At 37.4% G+C, this 22,561-nt stretch carries 16 protein-coding genes; 14 read left to right on the top strand and 2 right to left on the bottom strand.

Annotated features, from left to right (window positions below):
• Positions 1 to 38: 38 nt before the first annotated feature.
• Together recJ and ACE025_RS11520 are read left to right on the top strand one after the other, a co-directional pair.
• Positions 39 to 2,357, top strand: coding sequence for a single-stranded-DNA-specific exonuclease RecJ (recJ, locus tag ACE025_RS11525; RefSeq protein WP_485939922.1), 2,319 nt, complete (start codon positions 39 to 41; stop codon positions 2,355 to 2,357).
• A gap of 37 nt (positions 2,358 to 2,394) precedes the next feature.
• Complete coding sequence (locus tag ACE025_RS11520; RefSeq protein ID WP_485939920.1) at positions 2,395 to 2,907, top strand: adenine phosphoribosyltransferase; 513 nt, start codon at positions 2,395 to 2,397, stop codon at positions 2,905 to 2,907.
• Between the two features lie 62 nt (positions 2,908 to 2,969).
• On the opposite strand, the gene lexA is transcribed toward ACE025_RS11520, so the two are convergent.
• A complete protein-coding gene (gene lexA / locus ACE025_RS11515) occupies positions 2,970 to 3,593 on the bottom strand; it encodes a transcriptional repressor LexA (RefSeq protein WP_485939918.1) in 624 nt (207 codons plus the stop codon).
• A gap of 224 nt (positions 3,594 to 3,817) precedes the next feature.
• Here lexA and ACE025_RS11510 point away from each other — a divergent pair, with 224 nt between their 5' ends.
• The 5 genes from ACE025_RS11510 (at position 3,818) to ACE025_RS11490 (ending at position 10,240) form a co-directional block, all read left to right on the top strand.
• Complete coding sequence (locus ACE025_RS11510) at positions 3,818 to 4,060, top strand: DUF896 family protein (RefSeq protein WP_485939917.1); 243 nt, start codon at positions 3,818 to 3,820, stop codon at positions 4,058 to 4,060.
• A gap of 101 nt (positions 4,061 to 4,161) precedes the next feature.
• On the top strand, positions 4,162 to 6,156 hold the full coding sequence (gene tkt, locus ACE025_RS11505; protein WP_485939915.1) for a transketolase: 1,995 nt from the start codon (positions 4,162 to 4,164) through the stop codon (positions 6,154 to 6,156).
• A gap of 180 nt (positions 6,157 to 6,336) precedes the next feature.
• Entirely contained in the window at positions 6,337 to 6,573 is a 237-nt protein-coding gene (locus tag ACE025_RS11500; RefSeq protein WP_092479926.1) for a YneF family protein, read from the top strand.
• Between the two features lie 128 nt (positions 6,574 to 6,701).
• Complete coding sequence (locus ACE025_RS11495; protein WP_485939912.1) at positions 6,702 to 8,456, top strand: ABC transporter ATP-binding protein; 1,755 nt, start codon at positions 6,702 to 6,704, stop codon at positions 8,454 to 8,456.
• A complete protein-coding gene (locus ACE025_RS11490) occupies positions 8,453 to 10,240 on the top strand; it encodes an ABC transporter ATP-binding protein (RefSeq protein ID WP_485939910.1) in 1,788 nt (595 codons plus the stop codon). Before ACE025_RS11495 ends, ACE025_RS11490 begins: the two co-directional genes overlap by 4 nt.
• 59 nt (positions 10,241 to 10,299) lie before the next feature.
• Here the strand turns inward: ACE025_RS11490 and ACE025_RS11485 are convergent, their stop codons facing one another.
• Entirely contained in the window at positions 10,300 to 10,917 is a 618-nt protein-coding gene (locus ACE025_RS11485) for a lysophospholipid acyltransferase family protein (RefSeq protein WP_485939909.1), read from the bottom strand.
• A gap of 225 nt (positions 10,918 to 11,142) precedes the next feature.
• Between ACE025_RS11485 and ACE025_RS11480 the strand changes: the two genes are divergently transcribed.
• The 7 genes from ACE025_RS11480 to frr all read left to right on the top strand — a co-directional run bounded on the left by ACE025_RS11480 (position 11,143) and on the right by frr (position 22,477).
• Complete coding sequence (locus ACE025_RS11480; protein WP_485939908.1) at positions 11,143 to 12,285, top strand: exonuclease SbcCD subunit D; 1,143 nt, start codon at positions 11,143 to 11,145, stop codon at positions 12,283 to 12,285.
• Entirely contained in the window at positions 12,286 to 15,435 is a 3,150-nt protein-coding gene (locus ACE025_RS11475) for an SbcC/MukB-like Walker B domain-containing protein (protein ID WP_485939907.1), read from the top strand.
• 143 nt (positions 15,436 to 15,578) lie between these two features.
• Positions 15,579 to 18,815 (top strand): SNF2 helicase associated domain-containing protein, encoded by a 3,237-nt coding sequence (locus ACE025_RS11470; protein WP_485939906.1) that lies wholly within the window; start codon positions 15,579 to 15,581, stop codon positions 18,813 to 18,815.
• 353 nt (positions 18,816 to 19,168) lie between these two features.
• Entirely contained in the window at positions 19,169 to 19,957 is a 789-nt protein-coding gene (gene rpsB / locus ACE025_RS11465; RefSeq protein ID WP_485939904.1) for a 30S ribosomal protein S2, read from the top strand.
• A 164-nt stretch (positions 19,958 to 20,121) separates the two neighbouring features.
• Positions 20,122 to 21,003, top strand: coding sequence for a translation elongation factor Ts (tsf, locus tag ACE025_RS11460; RefSeq protein WP_485939903.1), 882 nt, complete (start codon positions 20,122 to 20,124; stop codon positions 21,001 to 21,003).
• A gap of 192 nt (positions 21,004 to 21,195) precedes the next feature.
• Positions 21,196 to 21,927, top strand: a complete 732-nt coding sequence (pyrH, locus tag ACE025_RS11455; RefSeq protein ID WP_485939901.1) for a UMP kinase — start codon at positions 21,196 to 21,198, stop codon at positions 21,925 to 21,927.
• Positions 21,920 to 22,477 carry a ribosome recycling factor gene (gene frr / locus ACE025_RS11450; RefSeq protein ID WP_485939899.1) on the top strand — a complete coding sequence of 186 codons (558 nt, stop codon included), beginning with the start codon at positions 21,920 to 21,922 and terminating at the stop codon, positions 22,475 to 22,477. Before pyrH ends, frr begins: the two co-directional genes overlap by 8 nt.
• Positions 22,478 to 22,561 lie beyond the last annotated feature (84 nt).

Below are 22,561 nucleotides of genomic sequence, written 5' to 3'. Positions count from 1 at the left end.
TGATAAAGTTGGGAGTGAAGACTGTGATTAAAGCTCGTATGAAATGGAAACAAACAAATGAAGAACAAAATAAAGCGCTCATTCAAGAATTAGCTGAACAACTGTCTTATTCGCCGTTGTTTATTTCGCTGTGTCTAGAAAGAGGGTTAAATACTGCAGAAAAAATAAAGAATTTTATTCAGCCTAAAGAAGAAGGTATACATGATCCGTTATTAATGCATGACATGGGGCGCGCAGTCGAACGCATCATGATGGCAGTAGAAAGCGGAGATAAAATCGTTATTTATGGAGATTATGATGCTGATGGTGTAACGAGTACATCAGTGTTATTGGAAACTTTAGAAATGATCGGAGCAAATGTAGATTTTTATATCCCGAATCGTTTTACAGATGGGTACGGTCCGAATACAAAGGCTTTTGAAAAATTGATTCAAGAAGGCTGCCAATTAATCGTTACTTGCGACAATGGGGTTTCAGGACACGATGCTATCTATAGAGCTAAAGAATTAGGTGTAGATGTTATTGTAACCGATCATCATGAATTGCCCGATCAGTTGCCCAATGCGTATGCTGTCATTCATCCGCGTCACCCTGAAGGGAAATATCCATTTGGAGACTTAGCGGGTGTAGGAGTGGCTTTTAAAGTGGCTACAGCCTTATTAGGTGAAATGCCTATAGAGTTGTTGGATCTGGTAGCTATAGGAACGATCGCCGATTTAGTTTCCTTACGAGACGAGAATAGATTGCTGGCTATACAGGGAATTGAATCATTGAAACAAACACAACGTGTAGGTTTGAATGCATTGTACGAGATCGCTAATTTAAATAAAAACGATTTGAGCGAAGAATCTGTCGGATTTATTATAGGTCCTAGATTAAATGCTCCTGGACGATTAGGTGATGCTTCGCCCGCAGTAAAATTATTGACTACTTTTGATGATAGTGAAGCACAATCGATCGCTCAGTTCATTCAATCAAAAAATGAAGAACGACAAAAATACGTTAAACAAATCACTGATGAAGCTTTTGATATGTTGGAAGAAATCGATACAGAATCCGATGTTTATGTACTAGCTAAAGAAGGCTGGCATGAAGGTGTACTAGGGATAGTAGCTAGTAAAGTCGTTGGAAAGACAGGTAAACCTACCATCGTTTTAAATATTGATCAAGCGAATGGAACGGCTAAAGGCTCGGGCAGAAGTGTACAATCCTTTCATCTGTATGAAGCATTAGATACCGTTCGTCCATTAACAGCTGCATTCGGTGGGCATCATATGGCTGCAGGACTAACTGTGCCACTTGAAAACATCGAGCAGATTCGAACGAAATTAAATGAATATGCGGTTACACAGCAAGTTGCTGGAGAAATGGGAGAAGAAGTCCAAATTGATAAAGTGTTGGAGCTAGCCGATTTAACAGTTGGTGCGGTTGAAGAAATAAATCAATTAGCGCCTTTTGGTACCGATAATCCAAAACCGACTTTTTTATTGGAAGACGTTGAGGTTCAATCAATCCGAAAAATTGGCGCAGATGGTACCCATTTGAAAATGTCTGTGCAATTAGAAGACTATCTTTTGGACAGCATCGGTTTCGGATTCGGAGAGTTAGTAGATAAGATCCCTGAAAAAACGGTGTTGTCTACTATCGGAAAATTAGAGATCAATGAGTGGAATGGAGCTCGCAAATTACAATTCCGTATAGAAGATGTAACTGTAAAAGGAATTCAATGTTTTGATTATCGTAGTACTCAGGTACCTGCAGCTCTATGGACAATTCAGCAGGCAGATTTTATTTTTTTTGATCCTGAACATCATATGCGCTTAAAAGATAAGATTCATCATTCCAGTAAGAGCTATAGTGTCCAAACTCGAAAAGAAGCTAAAGAGTTCAAGATGGAGAATAACCATTTGGTGTTGGTCGATTGTCCGCCATCTATGACAATGCTTTCATTATTGCTGGAAGGAAATCAACCGGAGAATATTTCATATTCATTTTACAGTTCGTCTAATGACTATTTAGAAGGAATGCCGAGTCGGGAAAAATTCGCTGAAACATATAAGTTTATTCGTTCGCATCAAAACATTGATGTGAAAAATCAACTATCAGTTTTAGCTCAGACATTAAATATCAAAGAAAATCGATTAATTTTCATTATACAGGTGTTTTTTGAAGTCGGATTTGTTAAAATAGACAATGGACTTTTAAATCAAATCGAAAACCCTGAGAAAAAAGATTTGACTCAAGCCCTAACTTATCAGAAAAAAGTGCAACGAATCAGTGCAGAAGAAAAACTAGTGTATAGTCACTCCTGGGAAGTAGAAAAGTGGCTATTGCAACAATTATCCACTGGTGAATAATATACTTATTCAACTAGTGAACGGAGGACAAACAAAAATGGATTTAAAGAAATATATTGCTGATGTAGAAAACTTTCCTGAAGAAGGAATCATATTTAGAGATATCTCACCACTAATGGCGGATGGCGAAGCGTATCGTTTCGCAACAAATGAAATTGTGAAATACGCTAAAGATAAAGGTGTAGAAATGATCGTTGGACCTGAAGCTCGTGGATTTATCGTAGGATGCCCAGTTGCTTATGAATTGGGTATTGGATTTGCTCCTGCCAGAAAAAAAGGAAAGCTTCCTCGTGAAACAGTAGAAGTGAACTATGGCTTAGAATATGGGCAAGATACATTGCAATTACACAAAGACAGTATTCGCCCGGGACAAAAAGTTTTAGTATGTGACGATTTGTTAGCTACAGGCGGAACGATCGCTGCTACTATCGAATTGATCGAGTCATTAGGCGGAGTAGTTGTAGGAACAGCATTCATCGTTGAATTAAAAGACTTAAAAGGCCGCGATAAAATTAAAGGCTATGATATTCTAGCGCTTGCTGAATACTAAGAATAAAAAAACCTTGAGAACTGTTTAGTCAGTTCTCAAGGTTTTTTTATTCAGAAATTGAATCAAGATACATGACTGCGGTATAAACCGACCACTTTTCCTAGTATCGTTACTTCATCCAATAAGATAGGACTCATAGAATCATTTTCGGGTTGAAGTCTATAATGATCTTTTTCTACGAAAAATCGTTTACAGGTTGCTTCATCCTCAGTTGTCATAGCGATAACGATATCTCCATTATCGGCACTGGCTTGTTTTCGAACGATAACTTCGTCTCCATCGAGAATCCCTGCATTGATCATGCTTTCCCCACGAATGGTCAACATAAACAATGCACCATTTTCATATTCCAAACTTGGAGGAATGGGGAAGAAATCTGTTGCCTCTTCTACAGCTAAAATAGGTTCCCCGGCTGTAACAGTTCCCAATAGCGGAATTTTGTTCATTCCAACTCCTAATTGAGTCAATCCTTCAGCGGTCAATTCGATTGTTCTTGGTTTACTAGGATCACGTTGAATGTAACCATTTTTTTCCAAACGAGATAAATGTCCATGGACTGTTGAAGTGGAAGACAATGAAACGGCTTGTCCTATTTCTCGAACTGTTGGCGGAAAGCCTTTTTCTTTTACTTGTTCATAAATATATTGCAATACTTCTAATTGTCTAGATGCTGGCGTTTTTTTCATAATAGGATACACCTCAATTCTTATTTACTCTTGTTGATAGAATAGCACAAATAGAAACGTTTTTCAAACAAACGTTCGCCTTTTAGACAAAGAAATGAAATAAAGCATAAAAAATCGCTTTTTTCTTTTTACAAAGATATTTTCCATACAGAAACAAAACAATTAGGGCTGAAATACAGCTCGATTTTTGGTATATTGGGTAAGTAGAAGAAAGGATGATTAAAATGTTGCCAAAAGATCAAATCAAACGAATAAATGAATTAGCTAAAAAATCTAAAAGTTCTGAAGGTCTTACAATGTCAGAACAAGTAGAACAAAAAAAATTACGGGAAGCTTATTTAAATGCCTTTAGAGGCGGGATGAGAAACCACATAGAAGGTATGAAAATCGTAGATGAAGAAGGCAACGATGTAACACCTGATAAAGTGAAAAAAATCCAAAAAGATAAAGGCTTACACGGCAGATAAATTTAATGCAAAAAGTTCACCATTCATGTGTAAAAAATGGTATGATATAAAAGTAATGTAAGCATTTTATTTAGTTTGAAAATTGAAAGGAATGATATTTTTTGTTCGATAAAGTAGATCAACTAGCTGTAGATACCATTCGTACGTTAAGTATTGACGGAGTGCAAAAAGCCAACTCCGGACACCCTGGATTACCAATGGGTGCTGCACCGATGACATATGTGTTATGGAGCAGACATTTAAAAGCAAATCCTAAAAATTCTCATTGGGTAGATCGTGACCGTTTTGTTCTTTCTGCTGGACACGGTTCTATGATGTTATACAGCATGCTTCACTTAGCTGGATACAAAGTGTCAATTGAGGATTTGAAAAATTTCCGTCAGTGGGAAAGCAACACTCCAGGACATCCTGAAGTTCATTATACTGATGGTGTTGAAGCTACAACTGGTCCACTTGGACAAGGTATCGCAAATAGTGTTGGGATGGCGATGGCTGAAGCACATTTAGCAGCTACTTATAACAAAGAAAATCATAAAATCGTTGATCATTATACTTACGCTTTATGTGGGGACGGCGATTTGATGGAAGGTATTTCTGCTGAGGCAGCAAGTTTAGCAGGTCACCTTAAATTAGGTAAATTGATTGTCTTATATGATTCAAATGACATCTCATTAGATGGACCGACATCTAAATCGTTTACAGAAAATGTTGGTCAACGTTTTGAAGCTTATGGATGGGAACACATCTTGGTAAAAGATGGAAACGATTTGGAAGAAGTCAACGCAGCTATCGAAAAAGCAAAGGCTAATCCTAATCAACCATCATTGATTGAAGTAAAAACGGTTATCGGCTTCGGTTCTCCAGGCGCTGGTTCACACAAAGTCCACGGTGCTCCATTAGGTATCGAAGGCGTAGAAGCAACTAAAAAGGCATACGGTTGGGAAGGCGAGGACTTCTATGTACCTATGGAAGCACAAGCTCGTTTCGAAGAAATGATCGTAGATCCTGGAGCGGAAGCTGAAGAAAACTGGAATAAAGCATTCGAAGCTTACCGTCAAGAATTCCCTGAATTGGCTCAACAATTTGAGTCTGGATTCAATGGTGAATTGCCAGAAGGATGGGACAAAGATTTACCTGTATACGAAGAAGGAGATGCAGCAGCAGCTTCTCGTAAAACAAGCAGCCAAGTATTGAATGCAATTGCTAAAAATGTTCCTAACTTATGGGGCGGTTCAGCAGACTTGTCTTCTTCAAATAATACAATGATCGATGGAGTAGCAGATTACGAAGCTGGTCAATACGAAGGACGTAATATCTGGTATGGTGTTCGTGAATTCGCTATGACGGCAGCAGCAAACGGGATTCAACTTCATGGAGGAACGAAGACTTATGTGGGAACATTCTTTGTCTTTACAGATTATTTAAGAGCAGCAGTTCGTTTAGCAGCAATCTCTAAACTACCTGTAACTTATGTGTTTACACATGATTCTGTAGCAGTTGGAGAAGATGGACCAACTCACGAACCAGTTGAGCACTTGTCAAGCTTACGCAGTATGCCTAACTTAACTGTTCTTCGTCCAGCTGATGGAAATGAAGTAGCAGCGGCTTGGGAAATCGCTATGAAATCAACGGATCACCCAACAATGCTTGTATTGAGTCGTCAAGACTTGCCGGTATTGCCAAAAACTAAAGAATTAGCTCGTGAGAACATCCAAAAAGGTGCTTATGTACTTTCTCCTCAAGATGGAGAAAAACCTGAAGGTATCTTGATTGCTACAGGTTCTGAAGTCTCATTAGCTTTAGAAGCTCAAAAAGAATTGAAAGCACAAGGAAAAGACGTTTCAGTTGTATCTATGCCAAGTATGGATCTATTTGAAAAACAAAGTGCTGAATACAAAGAAAGTGTTCTACCAAGAGAAATCCGCAAACGTGTTTCAATCGAAATGGGAGCTACATTTGGTTGGGAACGTTATGTAGGTCTTGATGGAGCTACGATCGGTATCGATAAATACGGAGCTAGTGCTCCTGGCGCAACTGTAATCGAAAATTACGGTTTTACTACGCAAAACGTTGTAGAAACATTTAATAATCTGTAAAATTAAATGAATTTGGGACGAAAGCTATACAAAATAATTGTATAGCTTTTCCCTTTTTTACGAAACTCTTATTGACGATAAAAAAGCGCGAGTTCTTAAATCTACGAAAGTCTATTTATTTTTCGATCAATATTTAGTACAATTAACAACTGAGAGGTTTTTGAAAGGAGTGAAGAAAAAATGAACTTAGGATTAGCAATTTTATTAATTGTACTTGCTTTAATTGCAGGATTAGTTGGAGGATTTTTCATCTCTAGAAAATACATGATGGATTACTTTGAAAAAAATCCACCAGTAAACGAAGACATGCTGCGTATGATGATGATGCAAATGGGCCAAAAACCATCTGAAAAGAAAATCAAACAAATGATGGCGTCTATGAAAGTACAATCTGAGAAAAAAAATAAAAAAAAATAAACTAATCATTACTAGTTGAATAGTATTTTCGAACAGGAAGACATTTCTGTTCGTTTTTTTTATCTTTTTTAGTAGGATAAAGAGTATAGTGAAAGGGTTGTAAAAATAGGGGTAGGTGAAAAACATAAATGGGGATATTTAAGAAATTAGGATGGTTTTTTAAACAAGAGAAAAAAGCCTACATCTCTGGGGTGATAGCGCTTTTTATGGTTTCTATTATAGCATTGCTGCCTCCGAGGATTATTGGGATCATTGTCGACCAAATCGCTTTACAGACAATAACTATGCAGTCGTTGGTCATGTGGGTCTCTTTACTGGCCGCTACTGCTGTTGCACAGTATTTTTTGCGTTACATATGGCGCATTAATATATTTGGTACAGCATCAAAGTTGGAGCGAATCATTCGAACACAGTTATACCAACATTTTACCGATATGGATAGGCATTTTTTTCAGCGCTATCGAACTGGGGATTTGATGGCACATGCTACAAATGATTTACGGGCTATACGGATGGTGGCAGCTGGAGGGATATTGACTTTAGCAGATTCTGTTTCCACTGGAAGTGCGACTATCATCGCTATGTTTTTAGTAGTGGACTGGCGGCTGGCTCTGATTGCTTTAGTGCCGCTGCCTTTATTAGCTTTATGTTCACGTATTTTGGGAACAAAGATTCATAAATCTTTTAGAGATGCTCAAGCCGCCTTTTCTCACTTAAACGACAAAACTCAAGAAAGCGTTTCAGGAATGAAAGTCATTAAAACATTTGGACAAGAAGCAGAAGATATTCAAGAATTCAAGGATAAAACCTCTCAAGTCGTAAGGGAGAATAAAAAAGTCTATATCGTAGACTCTTTGTTTGATCCAGTGATTACCATTATAACCGGCCTGTCATATGTCTTGACGATAATTCTAGGCGGATCTTTTGTCATCAATGAAGTGATTTCAATTGGAGAATTTGTCACATTCTTTACTTACATTTCTATGCTGACTTGGCCAATGTTAGCAGTGGGACGGTTGTTTAATATTTTAGAGAGAGGGAGCGCTAGTTATGACCGGATCAGGGAATTGTTGAGCAATAATTCTTCTATCCAAGAAAGTGCCCATTCAATTATGACTCCTATATCTGGAAACCTAGATGTCACGATTCAAAAATTTACTTATCCTTCGTCCGAAAAAGTGGTTTTAAGCGATGTGCATTTCCACTTAGTAAAAGGTCAGACTTTAGGAATCGTCGGAAAAACTGGTTCGGGAAAAACATCACTCTTTGAATTGATATTAAGAGAGTACGATCAGTATAAAGGGAGCATTTTATATGGAGGGACAGACATTCGTGAGTATTCACTGGATGCGTTGTTGAAACGTATTGGCTATGTTCCGCAAGACAATTTTTTATTTTCTGATACTATAGCAAGTAATATCCGGTTCGCTGATCCAAACTTGAGTATGGCTGAAGTCGAACGTGCTGCGAGATTAACAGCTATTCATCAAGACATTCTCGAGATGCCTCAACAATATGAGACTGAAGTAGGAGAAAGAGGTGTGTCTCTTTCAGGAGGGCAAAAGCAACGGATTTCGATCGCAAGAGCATTGATCACTAATCCTGAGTTACTGATTCTGGATGATGCTTTGTCTGCTGTAGATGCTAAGACAGAAGAAAAAATTCTTTCGGCTTTAAAAAACGAACGTTCTGACCAGACAACGATCATAGCAGCTCATCGGATCAGCAGTGTGATGCATGCTCAAGAAATTTTAGTATTAGAAGAGGGACGTGTGATCGAAAGAGGCACGCATGAACAGTTGCTTTTGAATAATGGCTGGTACAAAGACATGTATGAACAACAGCAACTCGAACAACAAGTAGAGGGAGGGGCTGGAGAATGAAAGACACTGAATCAGCTTGGTCAAGGGACATTCCATTAAGAGAACAGTTGGGAACCATGAAACGAATCTTCTCATTTGCAAAGCCTTTTCTGGGACAATTTGCAACCTCGATTATTTTTGCCGGTCTGCTGGCTGTGACGAATGCCGTGCTACCTCGAATCGTTCAAACATTGATCGATGGATATTTCATGAAAGGAACTGCTACAGTACAAGTCGTCCTTCTATTTGGAGGTTTGTACGCTGGAACAACCCTGTTAAAAGCTTTTATCTGGTATTTCAATTTGTACAATTACAATATGGCTTCTGAAAAAACGGTCGCAGTCATCCGAAATGCTGTTTACACTAAATTGCATAAACTTGGGATGAATTATTTTGACCGGACTCCTGCTGGTTCAATCGTTTCAAAAGTTACTAATGATACTGAAACGATAAAAGAGTTTTGGACAGTATTTTTGACTGTCATAGAAGGAATCTTAGGTCTCAGCATTTCCTTTATTGCAATGTATACGCTAAATGCAGAAGTTACACTATGGATCATGACTTTCTTACCGATTTTGATCGTAGTCATTTGGTTGTATCAGCAAAAGAGTTCGTTCCTTTATAGAAGCATGAGAGAAAAACTAGGGATTTTAAATGCCAAATTAGCAGAATCGATCACAGGTATGAATATCATTCAACAGTTCAGACAAGAAAAAAGATTCCAAGAAGACTTTGCAGAGACAAACATGTCTTATTTCAGGTCAAGATACCAAATGACTAAAATCAACACATTGTTATTAAGCCCAATCATTGATTTACTGTATACCTTGGCTTTAGTCTTTATTCTTTCCTTTTTTGGATATGATGCATTAAACGGGTTTATTGAAGTAGGTGTGATTTATGCCTTTACTTCTTATGTACGAAACTTCTTTCAACCCATGACGAGAATGATGGACAGTCTGAGTATTTTTCAAGACGGAATCGTCTCGAGCAGTCGAGTTTTGAATATACTAGATAATGAAGAATATGCACCTGAACAAAATGAACAGTCAGATGCAAAAATCACTTCCGCAAAAATTGAATTTAAGAATGTATCTTTTTCTTATGACGGTAAACACAAGGTATTGAGGAATATCAGTTTCACCGCTCATCCTGGTGAGACTGTGGCTCTTGTAGGACATACAGGGAGCGGGAAAAGTTCGATCATTAATTTGATCATGCGGTTTTATGAATTTTATGAAGGGGAGATTTTGATTGATGGTGTCTCCATCAAAGACTACCCACTGAGCGAGCTGCGTTCAAATATGGGCTTGGTTCTTCAAGATTCGTTCTTGTTTTATGGAACTGTCAAAGACAACATACGGTTAAAGAACAAAGACATTACCGATGATAAGATCAGAAAAGCAGCAGAGTTTGTTCAAGCAGACAAATTTATTGAAGTTTTGCCTCATAAATATAATGCTAAAGTAATCGAAAGAGGAGCCAGTTATTCCAGCGGTCAAAAACAATTGATTTCTTTTGCTAGTACAATTGTTACTGATCCGAAAATATTGATTCTTGATGAAGCTACCGCTAATATCGATACAGAAACCGAAGTATTGATTCAAGAAGGGTTGGAAAAAATGCGGAAAGGCCGGACGACATTGGCGATTGCTCACCGGTTGTCGACTATCCGCGATGCTGACTTGATATTGGTGTTGGATCATGGAGAAATCGTTGAACAAGGTACACATGATGAATTACTAAATCAAAAAGGTATTTATTACGGCATGTATGAACTGCAAAAAAGCGGATTTACAGAATAACTATGACAGGCAATACAAAAAAGCTATGGCTCCATATAGGACCATAGCTTTTTTGTATTTTATTTGTATTCGTAACGGTAATTTGGATCGATTTCTCTATCCAATTGATCGAAAGCAGCTTGAACATCTTTTTCGATGACTGCAAGACTTTCTTTCGTTAATCTTGTTTTTCGGTCTACGTAAATAGGATCTCCAAAACGAACGACAATTTTTTTACGTTTAAGCAAGTCTTTGAAAGTCAATGGACCTTGATAGACTGCAGGAACCATTGGAACACCGCTTAATTTTGCAATAGTGGGAGCTCCACCTTTAAGTTCAGCAGAATGTCTTGTTCCAGTAGGGAACATCACTAAACTCAATTTGCCTTCTTTTAAAATTTTTACAGGCGTTTTGATAGCGCTTGGACCTGGATTCAGTCTGTCTACCGGAAAAGCATTGGCATTACGAATGATCCAACCAAAAATAGGGTTTTTAAACAATTCTTTTTTGGCCATAAAAGCAAATTCTTTCGGTTTAGCCCCTAAAGCCAAGTATACCGGATCTATCCAAGAACGGTGCGGAGCAATTAAGATATAAGATTCATTTTGAGGTAATTTTTCTCTTTGTTGGTAGTGTGCATTTCCATTTAAAATAAAAACAAGAACTCCCACGAAATCACGTAAAATTCTAAAAAACACAATTGTTCAATCCTTTCAATAAATACATCTTCATTCTTACTTGTATTAGTATGAGTGATAAGGCGGATTTTCGCAACAATTTTATTTTGAATTCCAAAGTTTTGGTTTTGTTTCTTTAGCGATCCAAAAAGAAAAAAGATTTGATTGTTTCCTAAAAAAGCTTTTCGACTCTCTTTGTTTCTTTGTTATACTAGATGAATGGAAGATGAACGGGAGGTTTTTAAAATGAAATTTTTACATACCGGAGATTGGCATATTGGAAAAAAACTCCACGGGTTTCAACTGCTGCAAGAGCAGCAAGAAGTTTTCAGACAAATGCTGGACATAGCTAAAAAAGAAGAAGTAGACGCGATCGTAATAGCAGGGGATTTATTTGATCGATCTGTACCGCCGGCTGAAGCAGTTAGCTTGTTGAATCAAATGTTTATAGAAATGAATTTAAAAGAAAAAATACCGGTGTTGGCTATTTCTGGGAACCATGATTCGGCTACCCGTCTAGAGACAGGCAGTGAATGGTTCAAACAAGCAAATCTTTATTTGCAAACAAAAATCAATGATTTTACTTTTCAGCCAATCACTTTAGGAAATACGCAGTTTTTTCTGCTGCCTTATTTTGATCCTATTGATGCTCGCCTTTATTTTAAAGATGATACGTTGACTACACATGAAAAGGCTGTTGAAAAAGTCGTTGAAAAAATGAAAGAGCAATTTGAAGAAACGAAACATCAAGTATTGATCTCCCATTTTTTTGTAACGGGAAGTTTGAGAAGTGAATCAGAGACCGGCTCTACAGTTGGCGGATTAGACAATGTCTCTGCAAGAGTATTTCAAGACTTTACGTATGTGGCTCTAGGTCACTTGCATCATCCAGAAGCTTTAAAAAGCGAGTCGATTCGCTATTCCGGCAGTTTATTAAAATATTCTGTCTCAGAAGCTAATCAACAAAAAGGCTTTAGGATCGTTGTGATTGAAGACAAAGGTCTGCTCAAACAACAATTTTACCCAGTCCAACCTTCTCGAGATATCGTTGTGTTAGAAGAATATTTCAGCACATTAACAGATGAAGATTATTACTTAACGATCAAGAGAGATCAGTTTATTTACATTAAATTGAAAGATACGGTCATGCTGCCGAATGCGATGAATCGGTTAAGGGAAATATACCCTTATGTTATCGGTATGGAAAGAGTCAATCAAAGTGGTCTTCTGTCGGGTATCAATCAGACTAAAAAAGAAGTGCCGACTACTTTAGCACCACATAAACTCTTCAGTCATTATTTTGAAGAACTTACGGAAAATTCGTTGACGAAGCAGCAAGAAACAATGATTGAAACTTTATTTGAAGATTTGCAAAAGGAGGTTCATTAAATGCGCCCACAATCTTTAACGTTAAAAGCATTTGGCCCATATATGGACGAAACGATTGATTTTTCATCTTTTTATGAAAATAACATCTTTTTGATCGCCGGGAAAACAGGTTCTGGAAAAACGACTTTATTTGACGGTATTTGTTTTGCTTTATTCGGTAAAACCAATGGATCAAATCGGGAGCCGAAAGAAATGCGTTCAACATTCGCGGATGCTAATCAGCAGACCAGTGTTGCATTTACGTTTCGTGCGCAAAATAAGCTGTATGAAATTATTAGGAGTCCCGCTCAAGTTTTGTTGAAACAAAAAGGAGACGGTACTCGAGAGGTTCCCGCAAAAGCTTCTTTACGTGTATTCAATGAAGATGGGGAAGAATTGCAGCATGTTACTAAAATCAGTGAAGTAGATGAAGTCATTGAAGAAGTAATGCAGTTGAATTGCGATCAATTTAGACAAATCGTTATGATTCCTCAAGGAGAGTTCAGACGATTTTTAAATGCGGACAGCGGCGAAAAAGAAACTATTTTAAGAAAACTTTTTGGTACGGATATTTATCGCCAATTGAGTGAAAAATTGAAAGAAAAGAAAAAAGAAATGCATTACAAGTTGCTGGAAAAGGAAAAAGAACTGGAGTCTACTCTTAGTAAAGCTCACTGGACTACAATAAAACCTGAAATCGAGTTTACAGGTTTTGCAGGGATGAAAGTAGAATTGAATCTTCTCCAAGAAGAACAACGAAAAATGGAAGAGATATTGATAAAACTTGACTCTTCGATAACAGAATTAACGACACAAACTGAAGAAGCCAATGCTTTTTTGGCAGAACAACAAACGATTCAGCAATTATTGGATGAAAAAGAAGATTTGTTGCAAGCTATGGAATCTCTGAAAGAAGAACAAAGCAAAATAACAGCATTAAAGCACCAAGTTAAAAAATGTGAGGAAGCTCAACAGTTTGAAACATTATTATTTAAATTGGTTGAAAATAAAAAGAACTTAGTAGAACTAAAAGAAACAGAAAAACAAGTATATAAGCAATTGCAAGAAGAACAAGAACTATTGAAGGAAGCAAAGAATAAAAAAGAAGCCGCTGATAAGGAACACCCAGAGCAAGAGAGTCGTAAAGAGCAGTTGATCTCTCTTAATCAATTAAAAGAAGCAATCTCCGCTTACAAAAAATGCCAGCAGGAAAATATTGCGCAAGATTTGATCGTTAAACGGTTAGAAGAACAATTAACTACTTGCCGTGAACAAAAACAACAGTTGCTAAAGGAAAAAGATGAGCTGGATCGACTATTGGCAGATCTGGCTTTTAAACGGAACGACTTATATTCAATTAAAGATCGATTGCAAGAATGGAGTAATGCTGAGGAAGTGTTACATCAAACCTTCAAAGCTGAAGATCAAAAAAACCAACTGAAAAAGCTGCTGGTGGATAAAAAAGAAAACCTAAAGAATGTGGACCACAATTTGAATGGTGTATCAGAAGAATACCGTAAAATAAAAAGTGATTGGGCAAAGGTACAGATCCAGAAATTGTCTGAAGAATTGATTTACGGAGAACCTTGTCCGGTGTGTGGTTCGATTGAACATCCGCTCCATGCAATGGTTCAGATCACATCAACTAAAAGTGCTGCAGAATTAGAAACTCTGTTAGAACAAAAAGAAAACGAGCTGCATTCTCTTAAAGCCAAAAAAGAAGTTTTGGAACAACAATGCTCGGAATTAGAAAATCAATTGACTGAACAAGAAACTGACTTGGAGCAAAAACGTTTTGTTTGGACAGGTCACCATCTTTATCCCGAGTTAGAAACCGGGACTTTGAAAGAAAATTGTGAAGCCGTTTCTCAAGAGAAGAAAAAATTAGAAACTCAAATCAATGCATTGAATCGTGTTCTAACTGACCAGAAGATACATGAAGAAAAGCTTGTAGCGGTTGAAGCTGAAACTCAAAAGATTCAACAAGCTGTAGACACATTAACTATCGAGCACCAAACTGAACAAAACAAGCTGAGTCAGCTAACTGGGCAGTTGGATCATTTGAGGCAAACTATACCTGAAAAATACTTGGACATTACATGTTATGATGCGGAAGTAGTTTCTCTAGAACAGCGCATCAATCAGTGGCAAAAGTATTTTGAAGAGGTTCTTGAACAGACCTTTGCAGCCGAAAAAGTTGTTGAACAAACTCAGTATAAATTAGATTCAATCGTTGAATCATTGGCTAAGGAAGATGAAAAGCAGCTAGAACTGAAACTGGAAGCGGAAGAAGCTTTGTCCAACTCCAGTTTCTTGAGTATTTCGGAAGTAGAAGAAACTTTAGAGAATAAAGAACACGTAGTCTCGTGGCGGGAAATGATCGATCAACATGAAAAATCAAAATACAATGTTCAGCAGAATCTGACCTTGAATACTCAAAAACTCGAAGGCAAACCAATTCCTCAAGTGGATGTTGCCAAAGAGTCTTACGATGCGCTAGTGAACCAAAAAACCGAAAAGACAGAAGAAAAAGCGGTACTGCAAGACCACTTCTTACAAAACCAAGGTATTATTGCTAATTGTCAAACGATACTGGATCTCCATCAAAAAAATATGGACTTGTATACTGAAGTATCGACTTTATCCGATGTGGCTAACGGGGATAGCGGTATCAGCAAATTAGGTTTCGAGCGTTATGTGCTGTCTTACTTCTTAGAAGAAGTCTTGAGTTTAGCCAACCAACGTTTGCAAAAATTGTCTAATCACAGATATTTGTTTGATTTGAACCGAAAAGACGGATCTTATAAAAATAAAACTGGATTGGAGATCAATATCTATGACGATCATGCAGGAGGAGTTCGTAATGTAGGAACCCTTTCTGGCGGGGAAAGCTTTATCGCAGCTCTTTCACTAGCTTTATCTTTATCAGATGTCGTTCAACGTCAAGCCGGCGGGATTCAAATAGAGGCAATTTTTATTGATGAGGGATTTGGTTCTTTAGACGAAGATGCTTTGGACCAGGCTATTGAAGCTTTGATGCAAATCGACGGAGATGGAAAGCTGGTAGGAATTATCAGCCATGTTAAAGAATTGAAAGATCGCATTCCCGATAAAGTACTTGTACATGCTTTAGGAACTGGAAAGAGTCAACTATCTGCCAGCCATGGCTAAAATTGCATTAGAATAAACTAAATGAATAACATTAAAGTTTCTTTTTCATTGAAGATAACGTAAAATAGAAAGATGGAGAATTTTGTTTACCAAAAATGACAATTCAATTTTTTTGGATAAAGGCAAGAAAGTAGGTTGGTTTCGTGAAGTGGAGTATACCTGAACGATTGATTGAAGAAGGAAGAAGTTTAGTTGATGAAAAGCGTGTCATTTCAGTCAATGCTTCGGTTGATGAAAGAATTTGGACAGCTGATGTGTTGGATGATGACCGTTATCGGATAGAATTAGACGGCACAACAAGAGAACAAGATTTTTGCGAGTGTGATTACTGGAAAAATCATGGGTTTTGCAAACACACGGTTGCAGTTGAATTAGAATTGAAAGACCGTGAGATTAGTCGTGTCATGACTCGGGAAAATGCGGAGAAAGTAGCTAAAAATTCTATTAATCCAGGAAAAGAGCTGACTTTATTGTTTTCAAGACAATTTCTTGAAGATACCAATAGTTTGTATGCTGGAGGAAAGAAACAACTTCAAACACTTAAATTAGAATATAAAATTGAACATAAAGCAGAGAGCACGGCTTTGATCCGTCATTCCGGTGAAGTGCTGGTAGTTAGTATCAGAGCTGGATTTGACAAGTTGTATGTGATTAAAGACTTGAATGGTTTTTTAACGGCTTTTATCAATAAAGAAAAATTTGAATATAAAAGCAATCAATGGATTGATTTTGATGAAGCTGATGTAGAAGGTACAGACGCTGTCCTTTTACGTGAACTATATGTACAAGTAGAATCGCAAAACTTTGTCAGAGGAAATTTCGTAGAAGCAAAATCTATCTTTAATAATAAGCGGTATTTTGTTTTGACCCCGTCATTTGCTCAAACTTTTATTGAAAAGTACCAAGAAGAAGCGAATGTGATTTTTGATATCAGCGGCTCTCAATTCAGAAAGGTTACCTTCATTGAAGGGCGTTTGCCTTTTGAATTTGAGTTGAACAGCCAAGACGGTGCTGTAAAGTTAAATATTGATGACAACACGGATGTCTATTTAAAAGACTATCATTGGTTTTTAGTAGAAGATAAAATCTATCAACCAACTCGAGAACAACTAAGAGCTATCCAACCGTTGCAGTCATTCTTGCAACGTCATGAAGGAGACCGAATCGACATTCAGCCTGAAGATATGCCGGATTTTACAGCATATGTTCTGCCTACTATCTCCAAGTTAGCTGCTGTTCATATGTCTGAAGAAGTAGAAAATACATTTGTTCATGAGCCATTGAAAACATGTATCTATTTCACATATGAAAATGAACACTTGCATGCAGTGGTTGAATTTAACTATCGGCATATGGTTTTGTCTACCAATCCAGAAGAAAACCAAATGCCTGAAGAAAATATTCAAGTCATCAGAGACAGTAAAAAAGAGATACAGACTTTAAATTTATTGAATGAACTTGGTTATCTAAGAGAAGAAACAGATTATACAAAACGATTAGTAAAAGATGAAAAATTTTATGAATTTTTCACTAAAGAGATTCCATTGTTGGAACAAACAGCTGAAGTCTACGTGAATGACAGTTTGGACAGCATCTTTTTAGACCAGATCGATCCGGACACAACTGTAGATATACAGCAAGAAGGCGGGTTATTGGACATTCGTTTTGATATCAAGGGTATCAGTAGAGATGAAATCAATCGAGTACTGCAAAGTTTAATGGAAAGAAAAAGTTTTCACAAACTGGATAATGGAAAATTACTGTCGCTGGAATCAGAAGAATTGCAGCAGATCAGTCGAGTATTGAGTGAATTGCGCAGTTCAAAAGAGTTTGAAAATGGCGGGATCAGTATTCCTAGTTATCGTGGGCTTGAGTTGTCTCATTTACTAGAGAATGAGACGGGTGTTCAACCAGTCTTGTCTAATAAGTTCCAGAAAATGGTGCTGGATTTAAATCATCCGCATTCTATCGAAGCAGCATTGCCTAAGGGAATAGAAGGTGAACTCAGAGGGTACCAAGTTACAGGGTTCAAGTGGCTTAAAATGTTGTCTCAGTACGGATTTGGCGGAATACTAGCTGATGATATGGGACTGGGTAAAACATTACAAGTAATCACTTATATTCAATCTGAGATAGAAGAAGGCGAAGAAAAACCATTCTTAATTATTGCACCGGCTTCTTTGACCTATAACTGGCATCATGAACTGAAAAAGTTTGCTCCAAATATTCGTGCAACAGTTGTATCAGGCAGCAGCGAAGAAAGAGAAGGTCAAATCAATGATATAGTGAACAACCACGTGTTGATCACTTCTTATCAAAGTTTCCGTCAAGATGTAGACATTTATAATCAGCAATCATTCAGTACGTTAGTGTTGGATGAATCTCAAATGGTCAAAAATTACCACACGAAAACTTCTCAAGCTTTAAGAAGCTTATCTGTACCTAAGAAGTTTGCATTAAGTGGTACGCCGATTGAGAATAAAATAGAAGAGTTGTGGGCGATCTTCCAATTGATCATGCCAGGATTCTTCCCATCGATCAAAAAGTTTAAGACGTTGACGAATGAAAAAATCGCGAAGATGATCCAACCTTTTGTGTTGCGAAGAGTGAAGAAAGATGTGCTCCAAGAGCTTCCGGAAAAAATCGAAACCAATATGTTCAGTACGCTTACTAAAGAACAAAAAACGGTTTACTTGGCTTATTTGCAGCAGATTCAAGAAACTGTTCAAGGAATGAGCGGAGACGATTTCAGGAAAAACCGAATCGCTATCCTAGCTTCTCTGACTAGATTACGCCAAATTTGTTGTGATCCTCGATTGTTCATAGATGACTATGAAGGAGAATCAGGCAAGTTATTGCAATTGAAAGAAATCGTTTCGACAGCGTTGGAGAACAATAAACGCATTTTAATTTTTTCTCAATTTACTTCGATGTTGGACATTATTCAAACAGAATTGGAAAAAGAAAACATCTCTAGTTTCTATTTAAGCGGAAAAACCAAACCGATCGAACGGATCAATATGGTCAACAAGTTTAATGATGGCGAGAAATCCATTTTCTTGATTTCTTTAAAAGCTGGTGGAACAGGATTGAATCTTACCGGCGCAGATACCGTTATCTTGTACGATTTATGGTGGAATCCAGCTGTAGAAGAACAAGCAGCGGGGAGAGCTCACCGTCTTGGGCAAAAGAACGTTGTAGAAGTATGGCGTTTGATCGCTGAAGGAACGATTGAAGAAAAAATCAATGCCTTGCAGCAAGAAAAGAAATCCTTATTTGATCAAGTCATTACGGAAGATCATGGAGAAACAAGAACGATCAACCAGTTGACCGAAGAAGATATCCGAGAAATTTTAAGTATGGGTATGGAATCAGCCTAAAAAAATCGGAGCTAGGAGTTATTTCCCAGCTCCGATTTTTTATGAATATTGGTTTCGTAAACGTGCTCAAAAAGGCAGTCCCGACGTCCACTTAACGATTAATACTAGGATGGTTGTAGACCATCCTAGTATTATTCGTTCCAGTGACTCGGGGCTAAGCGTCTTTTTCCCCCTACTCTTAATTTTTTTGTTGCATTATTTAAAGAACAACTGTATAATATAAGACGGTGCAAAAAGCGCCAACTATATCACACCTCGAAGGATGCAATAGAAGGTGCTTAAGGTCGCTTAAGTCTCTTTGCAGTTGATTTTGAGGGAGGGATAAATACAAAACCAAATGGAGGAACACAATCATGGCAGTAATTTCTATGAAACAATTGCTAGAAGCAGGAGTTCATTTTGGACACCAAACACGTCGTTGGAACCCAAAAATGAAAAAATATATCTTTACAGAAAGAAATGGTATCTACATCATTGACTTGCAAAAAACAGTCAAATTAGCAGATGCTGCTTACAAATATGTAAGAGATGTAGCTGAAAACGGCGGAATCGCTCTTTTCGTAGGTACTAAAAAACAAGCTCAAGAATCAGTTAAAGAAGAAGCACAACGTGCTGGTCAATTCTACGTTAACCACCGTTGGTTAGGTGGAACTTTAACTAACTGGGATACGATCCAAAAACGTATTCAACGTTTGAAAAACATCGACAAAATGGAAGCAGACGGAACTTTCGATTTACTTCCTAAAAAAGAAGTAGGTCTTTTGATCAAAGAACGCGACCGTTTAGAAAAATTCTTAGGCGGAATCAAAGATATGCCTAGAATTCCTGACGTTATGTTCGTAGTTGACCCTCGTAAAGAACGTATCGCAATTCAAGAAGCTCACAAATTAAACATTCCTATCGTTGCAATGGTTGATACTAACTGTGATCCAGATGAAATCGATGTAGTGATTCCATCTAACGATGATGCTATTCGTGCGGTTAAATTGATTACTTCAAAAATGGCTGACGCTATGATCGAAGGAAATCAAGGTGAAGATGAAGTAGTTGAAGAAACATTCACTGCTGAAGCTCCAGAATCAACTGAAACTTCTTCTATTGAAGAAATCGTAGAAGTTGTTGAAGGCGACAACGCTGAATAATAACTAGAACATTATAAAAGCTGTCTCGATAAAAGTGAGAAGTGAATAGCGACTTTTTACAAAGCGGCGTCATTTCATTTTTAGAGGCAGCTTTTTATATAAAATTAAAACTAGACCTCAAAAACTTTTAAAAAGATTTGAACAAGTAAATAGGAGGAATAAAAATGGCAAAAGTAACAGCTGCTTTAGTAAAAGAATTACGTGATATGACTGGTGTTGGAATGATGGATGCTAAAAAAGCATTGGTAGCCGTTGATGGAGACATGGACGCTGCAGTAGACCACCTAAGAGAAAAAGGTATGGCAAAAGCTGCTAAAAAAGCTGACCGTATCGCTGCTGAAGGTTTAACAGGAATCTACGCTGAAGGCAACATTGCTGCTTTAACAGAAATCAACTCAGAAACAGACTTTGTTTCTAAAAATGAGCAATTCCAAACTTTAGTAGGTAATATTACTGAAGCAATTGCTAAAGAAAACCCAGCAACATTAGAAGATGCAAACAAATTAAACTCTGGTGAAGGTACGATTGAATCAGAAATCATTTCTGCTACAACTACTATTGGAGAAAAAATCAACTTGCGCCGTTTCGTACGCTTTGAAAAAGCTGAAGGCGAAACTTTCGGTTCATACTTGCACATGGGCGGACGTATTGGTGTATTAGTACATTTAGATGGTGCTGATAAAGAAGATGTAGCTCGTGATGTTGCAATGCATATCGCTGCTATTAACCCACTGTACATCACTCGTGATGAAGTGCCTGCTGATAAAATTGAACATGAAACAAAAGTTTTAACTGAACAAGCTTTAAACGAAGGGAAACCAGCTAACATCGTTGAAAAAATGATCAAAGGTCGTTTGAGCAAATGGTTGTCTGAAATTAGTTTAGTAGACCAACCATTCGTTAAAGATCCAGATCAAACTGTTGGTGACTACTTGAAAGCTCACGGTGCTTCTGTAAAAGAATTTGCTCGTTTTGAAGTTGGCGAAGGAATCGAAAAACGTCAAGAAAACTTTGCTGACGAAGTAATGAGTCAAGTTAAAAAATAAACCATTTTTATAGAGAGGAGTACTTGTATCCTCTCTATTTTTTGTATCATTTTGTCTGTTGAGGCGTTATTGATTGTTGAAAAGATATTTTCAATGAATGAGAAACTAGTCTCATGGTTGAATCTTAATGAAGTTTCCAACTGAGTATGATAGAATGTTAATTGTAAATAGCCAATGGAGGTAATGACTGAGATGAAGCAACCAAAGTATAAGAGAATTGTACTTAAATTAAGTGGTGAAGCATTGGCTGGAGATTCTGGATTTGGAATTAAACCGCCGACTATTCAAGAAATATGTAAAGAAATCAAAGAAGTACATGAATTAGGAATCGAAATAGCAATCGTCGTTGGCGGCGGAAATATTTGGCGCGGTAAAATAGGCGAAGAAATGGGTATGGAACGAGCTCAAGCAGATTACATGGGCATGTTGGCAACGGTTATGAATGCTTTAGCTTTACAAGACTGCTTAGAGAATGAAGGCGTTCCGACACGTGTTCAAACTTCTATAGAAATGCGACAAATTGCTGAACCTTACATCCGAAGAAAAGCGATGCGTCATTTAGAAAAAGGGCGCGTAGTGATTTTTGCTGGCGGTACTGGAAATCCATATTTTTCAACAGATACTACATCAGCTTTACGTGCTGCAGAAATCGAAGCAGACGTTATTTTGATGGCTAAAAATAATGTTGATGGTGTTTATTCAGCAGATCCTAAACTAGATAAAACAGCTGTTAAATTTGATGAGCTGACTCACTTAGATATTATCAGCAAAGGTTTACAAGTAATGGATACAACAGCCAGCTCACTGAGCATGGACAATGACATTCCATTAGTGGTGTTTAATTTGAATCAAACAGGAAATATTAAACGAGTAGTACAAGGAGAAATCATTGGAACTACTGTTAGGGGGAAAGATCATGACTGAACAAATTTTAAAAGAAACAAAAGAGAGAATGACAAAAGCAGAGCAGTCTTTACAACGTGAATTAGGTTCTATTCGTGCAGGACGTGCAAATCCTAGTTTATTGGATCGCATCCAAGTAGAATATTATGGAATTCCAACTCCATTGAATCAATTAGCACAAATTGGTGTACCAGAACCACGTGTATTGATGATCACACCTTTTGATAAATCGTCCATCAAAGATGTTGAACGTGCATTATTGCAAAGCGATATCGGAATCAGCCCATCTAATGATGGTAACGTGATTCGTTTAGTGATTCCTCAATTAACTACTGAGCGCCGTAAAGAATTAGCGAAACAAGTAGGTAAAGAAGCTGAAAATGCTAAGATCTCAGTACGTAACATCCGTCGTGATGCAATTGATGATTTAAAGAAAGCTGAAAAAAATAATGAGATCACTGAAGACGACCTACGTTATTTTGAAGGCGAAGTTCAAAAATTGACAGACAACAGCGTAAAAGAAATGGATAAAATCGCAGCTGAGAAAGAAAAAGAATTGATCGAAGGTTAATCCTCTTTCCTAAGCCGGATAGTAAAAAGCAGCACGCCTCTTTCGACCTTTACGGTAAGAGAGGCATACTGCTTTTTTTTATTT

This window comes from Desemzia sp. AGC72 (genome assembly GCF_057334175.1).
This window is presented reverse-complemented; position numbering and strand designations above follow the sequence as displayed.

Coding starts and splice junctions, on each gene's coding strand:
- recJ (WP_485939922.1), top strand. CDS start 39: ATGAAATGGAAACAAACAAATGAAGAACAAAATAAAGCGCTCATTCAA.
- ACE025_RS11520 (WP_485939920.1), top strand. CDS start 2,395: ATGGATTTAAAGAAATATATTGCTGATGTAGAAAACTTTCCTGAAGAA.
- lexA (WP_485939918.1), bottom strand. CDS start 3,593: ATGAAAAAAACGCCAGCATCTAGACAATTAGAAGTATTGCAATATATT.
- ACE025_RS11510 (WP_485939917.1), top strand. CDS start 3,818: ATGTTGCCAAAAGATCAAATCAAACGAATAAATGAATTAGCTAAAAAA.
- ACE025_RS11500 (WP_092479926.1), top strand. CDS start 6,337: ATGAACTTAGGATTAGCAATTTTATTAATTGTACTTGCTTTAATTGCA.
- ACE025_RS11495 (WP_485939912.1), top strand. CDS start 6,702: ATGGGGATATTTAAGAAATTAGGATGGTTTTTTAAACAAGAGAAAAAA.
- ACE025_RS11490 (WP_485939910.1), top strand. CDS start 8,453: ATGAAAGACACTGAATCAGCTTGGTCAAGGGACATTCCATTAAGAGAA.
- ACE025_RS11480 (WP_485939908.1), top strand. CDS start 11,143: ATGAAATTTTTACATACCGGAGATTGGCATATTGGAAAAAAACTCCAC.
- ACE025_RS11475 (WP_485939907.1), top strand. CDS start 12,286: ATGCGCCCACAATCTTTAACGTTAAAAGCATTTGGCCCATATATGGAC.
- rpsB (WP_485939904.1), top strand. CDS start 19,169: ATGGCAGTAATTTCTATGAAACAATTGCTAGAAGCAGGAGTTCATTTT.
- tsf (WP_485939903.1), top strand. CDS start 20,122: ATGGCAAAAGTAACAGCTGCTTTAGTAAAAGAATTACGTGATATGACT.
- pyrH (WP_485939901.1), top strand. CDS start 21,196: ATGAAGCAACCAAAGTATAAGAGAATTGTACTTAAATTAAGTGGTGAA.
- frr (WP_485939899.1), top strand. CDS start 21,920: ATGACTGAACAAATTTTAAAAGAAACAAAAGAGAGAATGACAAAAGCA.